Source organism: Bacteroides sp. Marseille-P3684 (assembly GCF_900291465.1).
Taxonomy (GTDB): Bacteria; Bacteroidota; Bacteroidia; order Bacteroidales; family Bacteroidaceae; genus Phocaeicola_A.
In genome coordinates, this window is record NZ_LT985808.1 from 1585935 (window position 1) to 1600419 (window position 14485).

The following is a 14485-nucleotide window of genomic DNA, read 5'->3' on the forward strand; positions in this document are numbered from 1 at the left end:
GTGAAAAAGAGGTTAAATCTCAGGCGTGAGACTAAGCTTCGGACACCACGCCGCGTCTTAGATACAATCAAAAGAACAGTAACAGAACATCCTTATGAAAATGAATATCCTATGCGTGGGACTGCTCGTCTGCTGGTGGGCAGCCCCGTTGGAGGCCCGCTCGTTCGTCACGGTTGTGGCAGCGGACGGGAGTGGAGACTACCGTACCCTGCAGGAAGCCGTGAATGCCTGTCCGGCGGACGGAGACCGGCACCTCATCTTTGTGAAGAACGGGGTCTATGCTGAGCGGGTAAACCTGCCCAAGGGCAAGCTCATCAGTCTGCTGGGAGAAAGCCGCGACGGAGTGGTCCTCACCAACGACCGTAACCGGGGCAAGAACAGCCCTTACCGGAACTTCCGCGACATCACGACCTTGCAATGCTACGGCGACGACTTCTACATGGAGAACCTCACCGTGCGCAATACGGCAGGCAATGTCGGGCAGGCGGAGGCGCACTTCATCGCCGGGGCACGTCAGGTCTACCGCGACTGCCGCTTCACCGGATACCAGGACACGCAGCGCACGAAGAACGGTGCGTACGCCTACTTGCAGAACTGCCGCATCGAGGGGGCTGTCGACTTTATTTATGGCGACGGGCTGATGTATTACGACCATTGCACGATTCATTCCGTGAAGGGAGGAGGATACCTGACGGCTCCTGCCGAGTGTGCCCATACGACGGAACCGGCTGCTGACGGCAAACCTCTTCATTATGGCTACATCTTCCGCAACTGCAACCTTACGGCGGACCGAGACGTGCCTGCCGGAAGTTACTACCTGGGACGTCCGTGGAAGGAGCAGGCGGCTTCCTATTTCATCGGTTGCCGGCTGGGTGCGCACATCCATGCCAAGGGCTGGCGCGAGTGGAACGGTAACGAGGCGACTGCTGACTTTGCCGAGTCCGGCAGCCTGGATGCAAAAGGTGCTCCGGCAGATGTCAGCGGACGGGTGGCATGGAGCCGTCAGCTGTCCGAGGAGGACGCACGTCGGCTGACTCCCGAGACCGTGTTTGCCGTGATGCCCGGCGGAACAGACTTCCGTGTGAACGACTACTACCGTCCGGTGGAAGGTCCGGCGTGGGCAGAGCAGACGGGAAACGACCTGACTTGGGCTGCCGTACCCGATGCAGCGGGTTACCTGGTGTTCTGCGACGGCAACTACCTGACCGCCGTCGAGGGGACTTCATGCCGGGTGGACCAGGCAGAAGGACATATCTATACGGTGAAAGCCGTCTCGGCTGTGGGAGCGACGAGCCGTGCCGTGCGTGCACTGACTGCGGGAGAACGGACGCTGAAGGCATTCCCGACGGCGGAGGGCTTCGGCAAGTATGCGTCCGGTGGAAGAGGAGGCAAGGTCGTCACGGTGACCAACCTGCAAGACGATGCCGAAGGGAAGACCGTCGGTTCGCTGCGGTGGGCGTTGAACCGCTATCCGAGTGACTTCACGGTGGTCTTTGCCGTGTCGGGCACCATCGACCTGGTGGCGCCGTTGCGCTGCAACAAGCAGAACTTCACCATCGCCGGACAGACGGCACCGGGCGACGGCATCTGCATCTCGAAGAACAAGGTGAACCTGGGAGGCTCGCGGAACTTCATCATCCGCCACGTACGTTTCCGGGTGGGCAATCAGGATGCCGGCGGACATCAGCTGTCTGCCAATGCCCTCGGTGCGGAGAACTGCACGAACTTCATCATCGACCACTGCTCGTTCAGCTGGTCGGCGGAAGAGAACCTCAACACCTTCGACGACCACTTCCACACCGTGCAGTGGTGCATCGTCAGCGAAGGACTGTACCGTGCCGGACATGTGAAAGGCGTACGCGGCTACGGATGCCAGTGGGGCGGTTCGTCGGCGACCTACCATCACAACCTGCTGGCGAACAACTCGTCGCGTTCCTGTCGCTTCAACGGTGCACGGGGCAAGGACGTGGGGCAGGACCTCTCAGTCTACCTGGAATACATCAACAACGTAAACTACAACTGGGGTCGTGTCGCCTCCTGCTATGGTGCAGAGAACTCCTCGCAGCACCCCGACTACTACGGCTATGAGTCGAACTTTGTGAACAACTACTACAAGCCCGGTCCTGCCACGCCGGAGTCGCTGCTCTTCTTCTTCGAGCAGTCAATGGCACGGAAGGGGGCTGTCTCGCGCGGCCCTTCGGTCTGGTACCTGAATGGGAATGTGATGGAAGGCGATGCGTCGGTGACGGCAGACAACTGGAAGGGCGTACGTCCCGGGAAAGGCATGACCTACACGGTGGAGGAGATGAAGTCCGACACGACGGTCGTCCCCTCCGGTCGGCGTGATGCACCGCAGTACCAGTATGACTGGCACCGGTATGCCTATCAGGATTATCAGCCTGCCGACGCGGCTTACGAAGCAGTGCTCAACGGGGCAGGAGCTTTCCCGCGCGATGCTGTCGACAGCCGTCTCATCGGTGACGTGCGCAGCGGAAGGGCTACGTACGGCAATGCCGGCATCATTGACTTGCCGACGGATGCCGAGGGCTTCCGTCCTTACCTGACGTATGGTTCCTGTTCGGATCAGGATGGTGACGGCATGGACGATGCCTGGGAGCTGGCACACGGACTGGACCCTGCCAATCCCGATGACGGCAACCGGCTGACCCCCTCCGGTTACACGATGCTGGAGGTTTATCTGAACAGCCTTGTCGGCGAGAACATACGCCTCTCCGATTAACCCTCTTCCCCCGTCAGCTGCAGGGTGAGATCCTCCACGTCGAGCCAGCGTCCGAATTTGCGTCCTACCTCGCTGAAGTGGGATGCCCGGCTGAATCCCAGCGCCCGGTGCAGGGCGACGCTCGCCTCGTTGGGGACGGTGATGCAGGCCACCAGCACATGGTAGCCCCGCTCGCGGCATGCCCCGATGAGCCGCTCCATCAGGGCACGTCCGTATCCGTGGTGCGTGTGGTCGGGGTGCAGGTAGATGGTGGTCTCCACCGTCAGCCGGTAAGCCTCCTTGGTCTTCCACGGATGCACGTAGGCATAACCGACGAGCACTTCATCCTTCAGGCAGACGAAGGCAGGTTGGGATTCGATGACGGGGAGCAGCAGGCGGCGCATCTCTTCAGCGGAAGGGACCGCCGTGTCGAAGGTTACCACCGTGTGCTGCACATAGTGGGCGTAAATCGCTCGGACGGCTGCGAGGTCGTCCTCTCTCATGGGACGTATCTGTATCATGCTTTTTTCAAATCTTTTAGGCAAAGGTAAGGAAAATAGCTCCTATCTTTGTCCGCACATTCGTAAAACATCCGACCGACATGAAGAAACTCATTGCAGGGGCTTTCGCAGCTCTCTTCCCCTTGTGCGCCGGGGCGCAGACCTATCAGGAACTGGCGGAACATGCCTTCCGCTGTGTGGAGGCCGACAGCCTCGACCGGGCAGTCGTCCTGTTTCAGGAGGCGCTGAAGAAAGAGCCCGGCAACGCCTTCAACGCTTCGCTCTTTGCCGGAGTGGGAGAGATTTACCACCGTCAGGGACGTCAGCAGGAAGCCATCGAGCAGTACAGCCTCTCGCTTAACCTCCGTCCGAAGTCCGTCCCGACGTTGCTTGCCCGTGCGGGAGTCTATATGGAAGTGGGCGATGAACGCCGTGCATACACGGACTATTGCGATGTGCTCGACCTGGACAAGGACAACCGCGAAGCCCTCTTCTTCCGTGCCTACATCAATATGGAGCAACGCGACTACCGTGCCGCCCGTGTCGACTATGAACGCTTGCTGTTGCTCGATGCCAATCACTTCAATGCCCGCCTCGGTCTGGCTATCCTCAACCAGAAAGAAGGTCGCCTGAAGGAGGCCAATGACCAACTGTCCACACTCCTCACAGCCCATCCGCAAGAAGCTTCCCTCTATGCAGCCCGTGCCGATGTCGAGAAGGAACTGAAGGCTTATGACCTTGCCCTGCTCGACATGAGCGAGGCCATCCGCCTGCAACCTTCACAGGCGCAACATTACCTCATCCGTGCCGCCATCTATGTGAAGTTGGGCAGGAAGAAGGACGCGCGTGCCGACCTGGAGCGTGCCGTCGAACTGGGTGTTCCCCGTGTTTCGCTGAAGGATTTTATCCGGGATAATGAGTGAGTGGGGGAGATGATGGGTGGCGTGTGGTTGTCAAAAAGCAACCATTCCCACTGTTTCCTCTTGACAAATTTGCGGAAATGCACCTTTTGTGCTAACTCGTCTTTTCTCAAATCCGCTTAAACTAGCGTTCAATTGCAAATGAATACAAACGAAAATGCTCTAAAAAGCCTCTTGTTTTAGAAAACTATACAGTTGAATTTCGGAATCCTTACGTTTTAACGTCCAAACAATGTTGTTTCACGCGTCAAACAATATTGTTTGGCGAGTCAAACACATTAGTTTCACCTCTCAAACAATATTGTTTCGTCCGCGAAAGTCCAATCTTTGGAAAATGGAATGCAAAAACACCGGGTTTCACTCTCCAGAAGGTGAGTGGTGTAAACAAATCGGAAGGTTTCGTTATGCGTGGTGTATGTATCTTCCGATGTCTGTCGGGAAAGGTCCTGTGTCTGTAAGGTTTCAGAATAATGCCATTCCGTGTACATCTGCATCCATGTGTATTTTGCGAATCGCCCGAGAAGGGCCTTGGAATCCACCAAACTGTATTTTGGTGCGAGGAAAGGCACTGTGGAAGGCTTCGTTTGACAAAATGTCAAAAGTGATTTGGAAATGTAGGGGCGACCGGTCTGGTCGCCCGGTCCAACCAAGTTCCGTTTTTAATCGGATAAGTGGAATGTTGGCTTCAATGTGAACCGGGAATTATATGTGAAGCCGGACATGAAACAGGTCTTTCCCTCCACTCCCTTTCCAAAATAGTTTCTAACTTTGTGGCATGACCATTGAGAACTGGGTGACGGACATAGTCATCTCACGGAGGTCTATGCGGTCAAAGAGGAGCCGTCCGATGAATGGAGTGCCTTCGGCTACATCGACGGATTTGAGTTTGAACCGGGATACGAGTACAGGATAAGGATAAGCAGGACCAGTTACCTGGATTACAGCATGGGGCAACCGGCTTGGGACGAACAGAAATTGCTGGAGGTAATCTCCAAGGACAAGAAGGACTCGGAAGGCTTGCCGTTGCACTTGATTCCGGAAGCGGGAGTGAAATCGGTCGTGGTGGCCTATAAACTTTCGTCAATAGGATGAACTCTTTCGTCAACTTGGACCGGATGGTCCAGAATACATCGGGAAACAGTTGAGTGGTACTTCAATTTTTGCTATCTTGTCGCCGCTTTACAGCCCCGCTTTGCTCCGGATGAGGAACAAGGGGCTGGAATCCGAATACAACAATCAAACCCTATAAACCATGAACAAACTTATGAAACCATGGCTGCCGGTGTTGCTGTTGGGATGTGCTGTGCCGACAATGGCACAGACTTTCCAGGAATGGCAGGACCCGGGAGTGAATGAAGTCAATCGAGAACCGATGCACACGGCCTATTTTGCTTATCCTGATGAGGCTGCGGCGTTGGAAGGCGTCAAGGAGAATCAGAAGAATTACCTGTCTCTGAACGGAGTGTGGAAATTCCACTGGGTGAAGGATGCCGATGAGCGTCCCACTGATTTCTTCCGAAAGAATTTTGACGACACGGCGTGGACGACGATGTCTGTCCCTGGCCTGTGGGAGCTGAACGGCTTCGGTGACCCCATCTACGTGAATGTGGGTTATCCCTGGCGCGAGCATTTCCGGAACAATCCACCTCAGGTACCGACCGAGGAGAATCACGTCGGCAGTTACCGCCGCACGATTACCGTGCCTGCCGACTGGCAGGGCAAGCAGGTGTTCATCCACCTGGGGTCGGTGACCTCGAACGTGTATCTGTGGGTGAACGGACGCTTCGTAGGTTACAGCGAGGACAGCAAGCTGGAGGCGGAGTTCGACGTGACCCGTTACCTGAAGAAAGGCGAGAACCTGATTGCCTTCCAGGTGTTCCGTTGGTGTGACGGTACGTACCTGGAGGACCAGGACTTCTTCCGCTATTCCGGTGTCGGTCGTGACTGCTACCTCTATGCACGCGAACGGAAGCGCATCCGCGACATCCGTGTGACTCCCGACCTGGATGCCGACTACCGTAACGGCAGCCTGGCAGTGAAGCTCGATGTGGAAGGCAGCGGCAGTGTGTCGCTCCGTCTGCTGGATGCTGCCGGACGTCAGGTGACGGCGACAACCCTGAAAGGCAGTGGAGAGCGGACGGCAAGTCTGACGGTGGACAACCCGCAGAAGTGGACGGCTGAGACACCTTATTTATATACCTTGCTGGCTGAGTATGCCGACGGCAAGCGGGTGAGCGAGGTCATCCCCGTCAAGGTGGGCTTCCGCAAGGTGGAAATCAAGGGCGGACAGCTCTGCATTAACGGACGTCCGGTACTGATTAAGGGAGCCAACCGTCACGAGATGGACCCCGACAACGGTTATGTGGTGTCCCGTGAACGGATGTTGCAGGATATCCGCATCATGAAGGAGATGAACATCAATGCCGTGCGTACCTGTCACTACCCCGACGACCCCTACTGGTATGAACTCTGCGACGAATACGGCATCTACATGGTTGCCGAAGCGAACGTCGAGTCACACGGAATGGGCTATGACGAGCAGACGTTGGCAAAGCGGGAAGACTACAAGCTGGCACACCTGCAACGCGACCAGCGCAACGTGCAGCGCAACTTCAACCATCCGTCGGTCATCATCTGGTCGATGGGCAATGAAGCTGGCTTCGGTCCGAACTTCGAGGCATGCTACCGTTGGACAAAAGCCGAGGACCCGTCGCGCCCCGTCATGTACGAGCGTGCCGGTCTGAATGAATATACCGACATCTTCTGCCCGATGTATATGGGATACGAAGGGTGTGAACGCTATGCGCAGGGCAACGACTCCCGTCCGCTGATTCAGTGTGAGTATGCACACGCGATGGGCAACTCGCAGGGAGGATTCAAGGAATACTGGGACCTGATACGGAAATACCCCAAGTATCAGGGTGGTTTCATCTGGGACTTTGTCGACCAGTCCGTGCTGGTGCGTCGTGACGGAAAGACCTTCTATGGCTATACGGGCGACTGGAACAACTACGACAGCAAGTTCGACCAGAACTTCTGCAACAACGGACTCATCGCTCCCGACCGTACGTGGAATCCTCACGCCTACGAGGTGCAGCGTGTCTACCAGTCTGTCTGGGTGACTCCCGTGGAGGGAAGAGCCGGACAGGAAGTGGAGGTCTACAACGAATACGCCTTCCGCAACCTCGACAACTATTACCTGGAGGCTACCGTGTTGGTAGACGGACGTCCGGTGGCAAAGGGGCAGACCGACCTCACGGGTGTAGCACCCGGCGAACGGAAACGTTTCCAACTTCCGGTGGTTGCGCCTGCACAGGCAGGGAATGCAGAAGTGCTGGTCAATGTGGCAGTCCGTCTGAAGGAGAGCGAGCCGTTGCTGGATGCCGGCTTTGCCGTGGCGAAGAACCAATGGGCTTTGCAGGACTGGCAGTTTGACAAGGCTTATGCACCGGAGACGGCACCTGCCTATCCGTTGGAGGCGCTGTCGGTGAAAGATGACGGAGGGGTGTTGCAGATTACCGGCGAATCATGCAGCTGGAGCTTTGACCGCGAGGACGGTTTCCTGACCGGTTACCGGGTGAACGGACGTGAGCAGCTAGCAGAAGGCGGACGACTGACACCGAACTTCTGGCGTGCACCGACGGACAACGACATGGGTGCCAATCTCCAGAAGAAACTGGCCGTCTGGCGTAATCCCGGCTACCGCCTGCTGGACATGAATGTGTTGCCCCAACCCGATGGCACCGTACAGCTGACCACGACCTATCGCCTGGAACAGGTAGATGCACGGCTGACGCTGACCTATACCTTTTATAAGGACGGCGTGATGAAGGTCCATCAGGCATTGGAGGCGGCAGGTAAGGAAGGTCCCATGTTGCCCCGCTTCGGCATGCAGATGCAGGTACCCGCAACAATGGAATACATCACCTACTATGGCAGAGGACCCGTGGAGAACTATGCCGACCGCAAGGAGGCTGCCGACCTGGGTATCTATCACCAGACGGTGACGGAACAGTTCTATCCCTACATCCGTCCGCAGGAGACCGGCAACAAGTGTGACGTACGTTGGTGGAAACTGACGGAGAAGGGAGGTCGCGGACTGGAACTTCGCGGAGTTGCACCGCTGTCCGTCTCGGCATTGCACTATTCGGTTGCTCAGCTGGATGACGGAGACAACAAGGACAATCGCCACTCTGAGCTGATTACCCCGTCCCCCTACACCAACTGGTGCATTGACAAGGTACAGATGGGCTTGGGCTGTGTCAATACCTGGGGCGCCCTGCCGCTTCCCAAGTATCTCTTGCCGCTCGGTGACTATGAGTATACATTTTTCATTTACCCCATCCGTTGAGGGGCAATGAACCGATAGGACAGTCCTGTTGAGATAAAAATAAACATCCCCGTCGTGATTTCATGTCATCGGCGGGGATGTTTTTTCGTTTCTTCCTACCCGGAAGCTTACGGGGTTGACGGTCGGAATCTCAGGATGCTCACTGCTTCTTCAGGTACTTCCGGATGAGGCTGACGAAGCCATCGCCGTATTTCTCCCGTTTAAAGTCCCCGATGCCGCTGATGTTCCCGAACGCCTCTACCGTTGTCGGACGAATACTGCACAGCAGGTGCAGCACTTTGTCAGAAAGGACAATGTATGCGGGGTAGCCTTGCTCGTCGGCTAATTTCTTACGGTGAGCACGGAGTATTTCAAACAAATCGTCGTCCTCTTCCCGCAGCTCGGGCTTGAGCAGCGGACGTTCTTTCTCGACACTCTTCTTCCGTTGTCCTTTTTTCTTGGTTTCTTCCTTGTCGCGCCGGATGACTACCAGCATGGCTTTCTCCTGTCCGAAGAGAATCTTGCGCCCGCTTTCCGTCACCTTCAGGTGATTGTCCTCGTTGTAGGCAATCTCGAAATAGCCCAGCTGCAGCATTTGCAGCAGATAGTCCTGCCAGTCGCGTGCCGGTACGTCGCGTCCGGCTCCGAAGGTCTTCAACCGGTCGAAGCCGTTGGAGGTAATCTCATGGGTGTAGTTTCCTCGCAGGACATCGACCAGCAGGTGGGTACTGATGCGTTCATTGGCACGGACGATAGCACTCAATGCTTTCTGCACCAGGATGGTCCCGTCAAAGCGTTGGGGAGGATTCAGGCAGACGTCGCAATGTCCGCAGTCATATTCGCGATTCTCTCCGAAATAGTTGAGCAGGATGCGTCTCCGGCAGATGTCGGCTTCGGCATATTGCTGCATGCGGTGGAGCTTGTCGAGGTTGATTTCCTGTTGCGAGCTTTCGTTGGCAAATTTGGACAGCAGGATGATGTCCCCCAACGAGTAGAACAGCAGTGTGTCCGACTCCAGTCCGTCTCGTCCGGCGCGGCCTATCTCCTGGTAGAAGTTCTCCATGCTCTTGGGCAGGTTGTAGTGGATGACCCAACGTACGTTCGACTTGTCGATGCCCATGCCGAATGCGATGGTCGCACACACCACCTGTACCCGGTCGTTGATGAAGTCCTCCTGTGCACGGTCCCGTGCTGCGGGACTGAGTCCGGCATGGTACATGGTGGCGGAGATTCCATGCCGTTGCAGGGCGGCTGCGACTATTTCCGTCTTGTTCCGGCTCATGCAGTAGATGATGCCGCATTGCCCCCGGTGACGGTCGATGAAGTCAAGGATGGCGCGCATCTTCTCCTTCTGTTGGTATCCCCGTTTCACGGTCAGGCTCAGGTTCGGACGGTCGAACGAGGAAATGAAGATACGCGGGTCTTTCAGTTGCAGCTGGTCGAGGATGTCCTGCCGCGTGATTTTGTCGGCAGTGGCAGTGAGAGCAATCATCGGTATGCGTGGAAATTCCTTGCGCAGGACCTTGAGCTGGGTATATTCCGGACGGAAGTCATGTCCCCACTGGGAGATGCAATGCGCCTCGTCGATGGCAAAGAGGGATACGTTGATGTCTTTCAGCAGGAAATTCACTTCGCCCATCAGGCGTTCGGGAGAGATATAGAGCAGCTTGATGCGTCCTTGCAGGCAATTCTTGCGTAGCAGGGCATTCTCTGCCTCCGAGTTGCCGCTGTTGAGTGCTGCGGCAGCGATACCGTTGGCGCGCAGTGCCTCCACCTGGTCTTTCATGAGGGAGATGAGCGGCGATATCACCACCGTTGTTCCCTCCATCAGCAGGGCGGGCAGCTGGTAACAGATGGATTTTCCTCCACCGGTCGGCATGAGCACCAGGGTGTCTCTGCGGGCAAGGACATTGCGTATGATTTCTTCTTGGAGAGGTCGGAACGAGTCGTATCCGAAGTAAGTTTTCAGTGTCTGTAACATCATGGACGGATGTCTGTTTTTAGTATGGTCTGCAAAGATACATAAATAGGTTGAAGGGGCAAGACGGCCTCTTCTCGAATTGAGTCGTTGGGGATGAAGGAGTCTCCCGATGTTTTCAAGAAGCCTTTTCCGATGGGGCTTATTGTTTACAATACAAGTTACTTGATTTATTCTTAATTCTTTACAAATGGAAGTGCTTTTAAAATTCCTGATTCTTGTATACTCGAAAATGTTTTTGTTAATTATTGAATAAGATTTTCCCCTTTTAAGACGAATTCCTAGAAAGAATGATAACGTGGATTTCACCTATATATAATAGGTATAGTCAAGTTTCATTTGGGCGTCCGATGGGAAATAATCTCATTTCATTCCGTAACAGACGGTACCCGCCCCGAAACTCACAAATCGACTTTGGTTTCTTGCATTTAAGCGTGCGTTATACATCAAATGAACCCCCGACATGGTTTCAAATGAAATTTAAAGTAAAACAATCAGGTGTTTCAGTTTTTTTATTTCGTAAGTCTCCGAAAAGGATTAATCGGGTTAATATTCTTTTTGAAAAAAAAAAGATTAAAGATGTATTGTTTACAGAAAAAAATATATGTACTTTGTGTGAATCCAAGGAAAAGAGAATTAATGTAAAAATTTCTACAAGAACTTATGACAAAAATGGCGAAGGATGTTGAAGGAGGAGAGGTACGTCGCCCCTACAACATTAGAGAAAGAAAGGAAAAGGATGCTGCTTATCGGTCCTTGATCCGCGCTGAACTGGCGGACGAACTGTATGATAAGATTGTGAACATCATCGTTGCTCAGAAGAAGTACAAAGATCCTGACTATTCTGCCAAGGAGCTGGCGTCGGACTTGAAGACCAATACCCGCTACCTGTCAGCAGTCATCAACTCACGCTTCGGTATGAACTACTCGTGTCTGGTCAATGAATACCGCATCCGCGAAGCGGCACACCTGTTGATTGACCGGCGTTATCTGGACAAGAACGTGGAAGAAATCAGTACGATGGTAGGCTTTGCCAACCGTCAGTCGTTCTATGCCGCATTCTATAAGTTGAAAGGGGAGACTCCCCGCAACTATAGACGGAGACATCTGGAGAAGAACAGCAAGTAACTTCACACGATAGCTTGAAATTGGGAAGGTTGTCTGGAAAGTCTGCTTTGACGTTGGGCTAGGGAAGGGGAGGGGACTCCTGCTTTCTGAATTGAGAGAATGGGTGCCCGGACGCTGAAGCGCTTTGCAGACAACCTTCATTTGTTGATACCATGAATTCAAAATAATAGTGATTATGAAGAAAAGAATGATGCAAATGGCTATGACTACAATGTTATTGACAGCTTGTGGCACGGCAAATAAGGAGGCTGTGCCGGCTGACGATTTTAAGTACACCGTGGAGCAGTTTGCCGACTTGCAGATTCTGCGTTACAAGGTGAAGGACTTTGACAAGCTCACCTTGAAGCAGAAAGAGCTGGTCTACTACCTGTCGCAGGCTGCCCTCGAAGGTCGGGACATCCTGTACGACCAGAATGGCAAATACAACCTGACCATCCGCAAGATGCTGGAGACGGTCTACACCGACTATCAGGGAGACCGGGCGGACAGTAACTTCGTCAACATGGAGACTTACCTGAAACGGGTGTGGTTCTCCAACGGTATCCACCATCACTATGCAACCGACAAGTTTGTGCCGGGCTTCACGCAGGAGTTCTTCCGGGAAGCACTGAAGGGGGTCGATGCAGCCAAACTTCCGTTGGCGGAAGGACAGACCGTGGACCAGTTGTGCGACGAGGTGTTCCCCGTCATCTTCGATCCGGATGTGATGAAGAAACGGGTCAATCAGGCTGATGGCGAAGACCTGATACTCACATCCGCCTGCAACTATTACGAAGGCGTGACTCAGGCTGAAGCCGAGGCGTTCTATAATAAGATGAAGAACCCTGCCGATACCATGCCGGTGATGTTCGGCATGAACAGCCGACTGGTGAAGGAGAACGGCAAAATCCATGAAAAGGTCTGGAAGGTCGGAGGGCTGTATGGCAAGGCTATCGAACGCATCGTCTACTGGTTGCGCAAAGCCGAGACCGTAGCGGAGGATGACCAGCAGAAGGCTGTCATCGACAAGCTGATTGCGTTCTATACCACCGGAGACCTGAAGACGTTTGACGAGTACTCCATCCTGTGGGTGAACGAGCAGAATGCCAAGGTGGACTTTGTCAACGGCTTCATCGAAAGCTATGGAGACCCTCTCGGACTGAAGGCAAGCTGGGAGTCCATCGTCAACTTCAAGGATGAAGAGGCGACCAAGCGGACCGAAACACTGAGTGCCAACGCCAAGTGGTTTGAGGAACACTCGCCGGTAGACAACCGCTTCAAGAAGGATACCGTGAACGGCATTACCGCCAAGGTCATCACGGCAGCCATCCTGGGTGGCGACCTCTATCCGTCGACAGCCATCGGAATCAACCTGCCCAACTCCAACTGGATCCGCAGTGTACACGGTTCGAAGTCGGTGACCATCGGAAACCTGACCGATGCCTACAACAAGGCTGCCCACGGCAACGGGTTCAACGAGGAGTTCGTGTACAGCGATACCGAGCGCGCCTTGCTCGACAAGTATGCCGACCTGACCAACGACCTGCATACTGACTTGCACGAATGCCTGGGACACGGTTCGGGACAATTGTTGCCGGGTGTTGACCAGGATGCCCTGAAAGCATACGGGTCGACCATTGAGGAGGCACGTGCCGACCTCTTCGGTCTGTATTACCTGCCTGATGCCAAGATGGTGGAACTGGGACTGACTCCGGATGCGGAAGCTTACAAGGCGGAATATTACACCTACATGATGAACGGACTCATGACGCAGCTCGTGCGCATCGAACCGGGAAACAATGTGGAGGAAGCACACATGCGCAACCGTCAGCTGATCGCCCGCTGGGCCTTCGAAAACGGCAAGGCGGACAACGTGGTGGAACTGGTTAAGAAGGACGGAAAAACCTATGTGAAGGTGAACGACTATGAGAAGTTGCGTGCCCTCTTCGGCAAGCTCCTGGGAGAAATCCAACGCATCAAGTCGGAAGGTGACTTCGATGCAGCCCGCAACCTCGTGGAGACGTATGCCGTGAAGGTAGACCCTGAGTTGCACAAGGAGGTGCTTGCCCGCTATGAGAAACTTCACCTGGCTCCTTATAAGGGCTTTGTCAATCCGGTATACACACCGGTGACCGACAAGGACGGCAACATCACCGACGTGAAGATTTCCTATGAGGAAGGTTATGCCGAGCAGATGTTGCGCTACAGCAAGGAGTATGCCAACCTGCCTTACCGCAACGAATAAAGGAGTATACCCATGATGGATTTGCAAGAAACGCTGAAGGACATCAAGACCCAGTTCCGCATGGGAATGAACGGTGTCACTTCGAAAAGCATGCGCGACAAGGGGCTGGACTACAAACTCAACTTCGGTGTGGAAGTCCCCCGGTTGAAAGAGATCGCCGCCCGCTATGCGAAAGACCATCAGCTGGCGCAGGCTCTCTGGAAAGAGAACATCCGCGAATCGAAGATACTGGCAGCCATGCTCCAGCCCGTCGACACCTTTTATCCCGAGATTGCGGAGATATGGGTGGAGGATATGCACTATCCCGAGCTGGCGGAACTGACTTGTCAGCACCTGTTCCAGTATCTGCCCTACGCTTCTGAAAAGGCGTTCGAGTGGATTGCTGACGAACGTGAATACTTTGCAGCCTGCGGTTACCTGATTCTGGCGCGTCTGTTTACCCGCCACCAGGCACTCAGCGAACGTTCGGCAAACGAGTATCTCGACCAGGTGGTTGCCGCACTTCAGTCCGGAACACCTTTCGTCCGTCGGTGTGCCTACGCTTCGCTGCTGAAATACGTACAGCAAGGGCAGGATGCAGGCAAAAAGGCCCTGGCAGCCCTGGCACCCCTGCAAGAGTCAGCCGATGAGACGCTGCGCAACCTTTATGAGGAAGTAAAACTTGAGACGGAGGGTTGAACTGCCGT

10 protein-coding genes are annotated in these 14485 nt (G+C 54.6%); 8 read left to right on the top strand and 2 right to left on the bottom strand.

Annotation, left to right across the window (positions count from 1 at the left end):
• Positions 1-94 precede the first annotated feature (94 nt).
• Positions 95-2740: a pectinesterase family protein gene (locus tag C8275_RS06095; RefSeq protein ID WP_106484491.1), complete on the top strand. Its 2646-nt coding sequence runs from the start codon at positions 95-97 to the stop codon at positions 2738-2740.
• Here the strand turns inward: C8275_RS06095 and C8275_RS06100 are convergent.
• A complete protein-coding gene (locus tag C8275_RS06100) occupies positions 2737-3240 on the bottom strand; it encodes a GNAT family N-acetyltransferase (protein WP_106484492.1) in 504 nt (167 codons plus the stop codon). The genes C8275_RS06095 and C8275_RS06100 overlap by 4 nt on opposite strands.
• Positions 3241-3320: 80 nt before the next feature.
• Between C8275_RS06100 and C8275_RS06105 the strand changes: the two genes are divergently transcribed.
• The 3 genes from C8275_RS06105 (at position 3321) to C8275_RS06115 (ending at position 8490) form a co-directional block, all read left to right on the top strand.
• Positions 3321-4142: a lipopolysaccharide assembly protein LapB gene (locus tag C8275_RS06105; protein WP_106484493.1), complete on the top strand. Its 822-nt coding sequence runs from the start codon at positions 3321-3323 to the stop codon at positions 4140-4142.
• 786 nt (positions 4143-4928) lie between these two features.
• Complete coding sequence (locus C8275_RS06110) at positions 4929-5231, top strand: DUF4377 domain-containing protein (protein ID WP_106484494.1); 303 nt, start codon at positions 4929-4931, stop codon at positions 5229-5231.
• A 160-nt stretch (positions 5232-5391) separates the two neighbouring features.
• On the top strand, positions 5392-8490 hold the full coding sequence (locus tag C8275_RS06115; protein ID WP_369861040.1) for a glycoside hydrolase family 2 TIM barrel-domain containing protein: 3099 nt from the start codon (positions 5392-5394) through the stop codon (positions 8488-8490).
• 139 nt (positions 8491-8629) lie between these two features.
• Here the strand turns inward: C8275_RS06115 and recQ are convergent, their stop codons facing one another.
• A complete protein-coding gene (gene recQ, locus C8275_RS06120; protein ID WP_106625749.1) occupies positions 8630-10450 on the bottom strand; it encodes a DNA helicase RecQ in 1821 nt (606 codons plus the stop codon).
• A gap of 470 nt (positions 10451-10920) precedes the next feature.
• On the opposite strand from recQ, the gene C8275_RS14630 reads away from it, so the two are divergent.
• From C8275_RS14630 to C8275_RS06135, 4 genes are all read left to right on the top strand, one after another.
• Entirely contained in the window at positions 10921-11136 is a 216-nt protein-coding gene (locus C8275_RS14630) for a hypothetical protein (protein WP_157948194.1), read from the top strand.
• Entirely contained in the window at positions 11120-11575 is a 456-nt protein-coding gene (locus C8275_RS06125; RefSeq protein WP_369861041.1) for a helix-turn-helix domain-containing protein, read from the top strand. The genes C8275_RS14630 and C8275_RS06125 overlap by 17 nt, the downstream gene beginning before the upstream one ends.
• A gap of 211 nt (positions 11576-11786) precedes the next feature.
• On the top strand, positions 11787-13799 hold the full coding sequence (locus C8275_RS06130; protein WP_369861208.1) for a dihydrofolate reductase: 2013 nt from the start codon (positions 11787-11789) through the stop codon (positions 13797-13799).
• A 15-nt stretch (positions 13800-13814) separates the two neighbouring features.
• On the top strand, positions 13815-14477 hold the full coding sequence (locus C8275_RS06135; protein WP_106625750.1) for a DNA alkylation repair protein: 663 nt from the start codon (positions 13815-13817) through the stop codon (positions 14475-14477).
• The last annotated feature ends 8 nt before the right edge of the window (positions 14478-14485 follow it).

Excerpts from the sequence above, each read along its gene's own strand:
- C8275_RS06095 (WP_106484491.1), top strand. The coding sequence starts at position 95 with ATGAAAATGAATATCCTATGCGTGGGACTGCTCGTCTGCTGGTGGGCA.
- C8275_RS06100 (WP_106484492.1), bottom strand. The coding sequence starts at position 3,240 with ATGATACAGATACGTCCCATGAGAGAGGACGACCTCGCAGCCGTCCGA.
- C8275_RS06105 (WP_106484493.1), top strand. The coding sequence starts at position 3,321 with ATGAAGAAACTCATTGCAGGGGCTTTCGCAGCTCTCTTCCCCTTGTGC.
- C8275_RS06115 (WP_369861040.1), top strand. The coding sequence starts at position 5,392 with ATGAACAAACTTATGAAACCATGGCTGCCGGTGTTGCTGTTGGGATGT.
- recQ (WP_106625749.1), bottom strand. The coding sequence starts at position 10,450 with ATGTTACAGACACTGAAAACTTACTTCGGATACGACTCGTTCCGACCT.
- C8275_RS14630 (WP_157948194.1), top strand. The coding sequence starts at position 10,921 with ATGAAATTTAAAGTAAAACAATCAGGTGTTTCAGTTTTTTTATTTCGT.
- C8275_RS06125 (WP_369861041.1), top strand. The coding sequence starts at position 11,120 with ATGGCGAAGGATGTTGAAGGAGGAGAGGTACGTCGCCCCTACAACATT.
- C8275_RS06130 (WP_369861208.1), top strand. The coding sequence starts at position 11,787 with ATGTTATTGACAGCTTGTGGCACGGCAAATAAGGAGGCTGTGCCGGCT.
- C8275_RS06135 (WP_106625750.1), top strand. The coding sequence starts at position 13,815 with ATGGATTTGCAAGAAACGCTGAAGGACATCAAGACCCAGTTCCGCATG.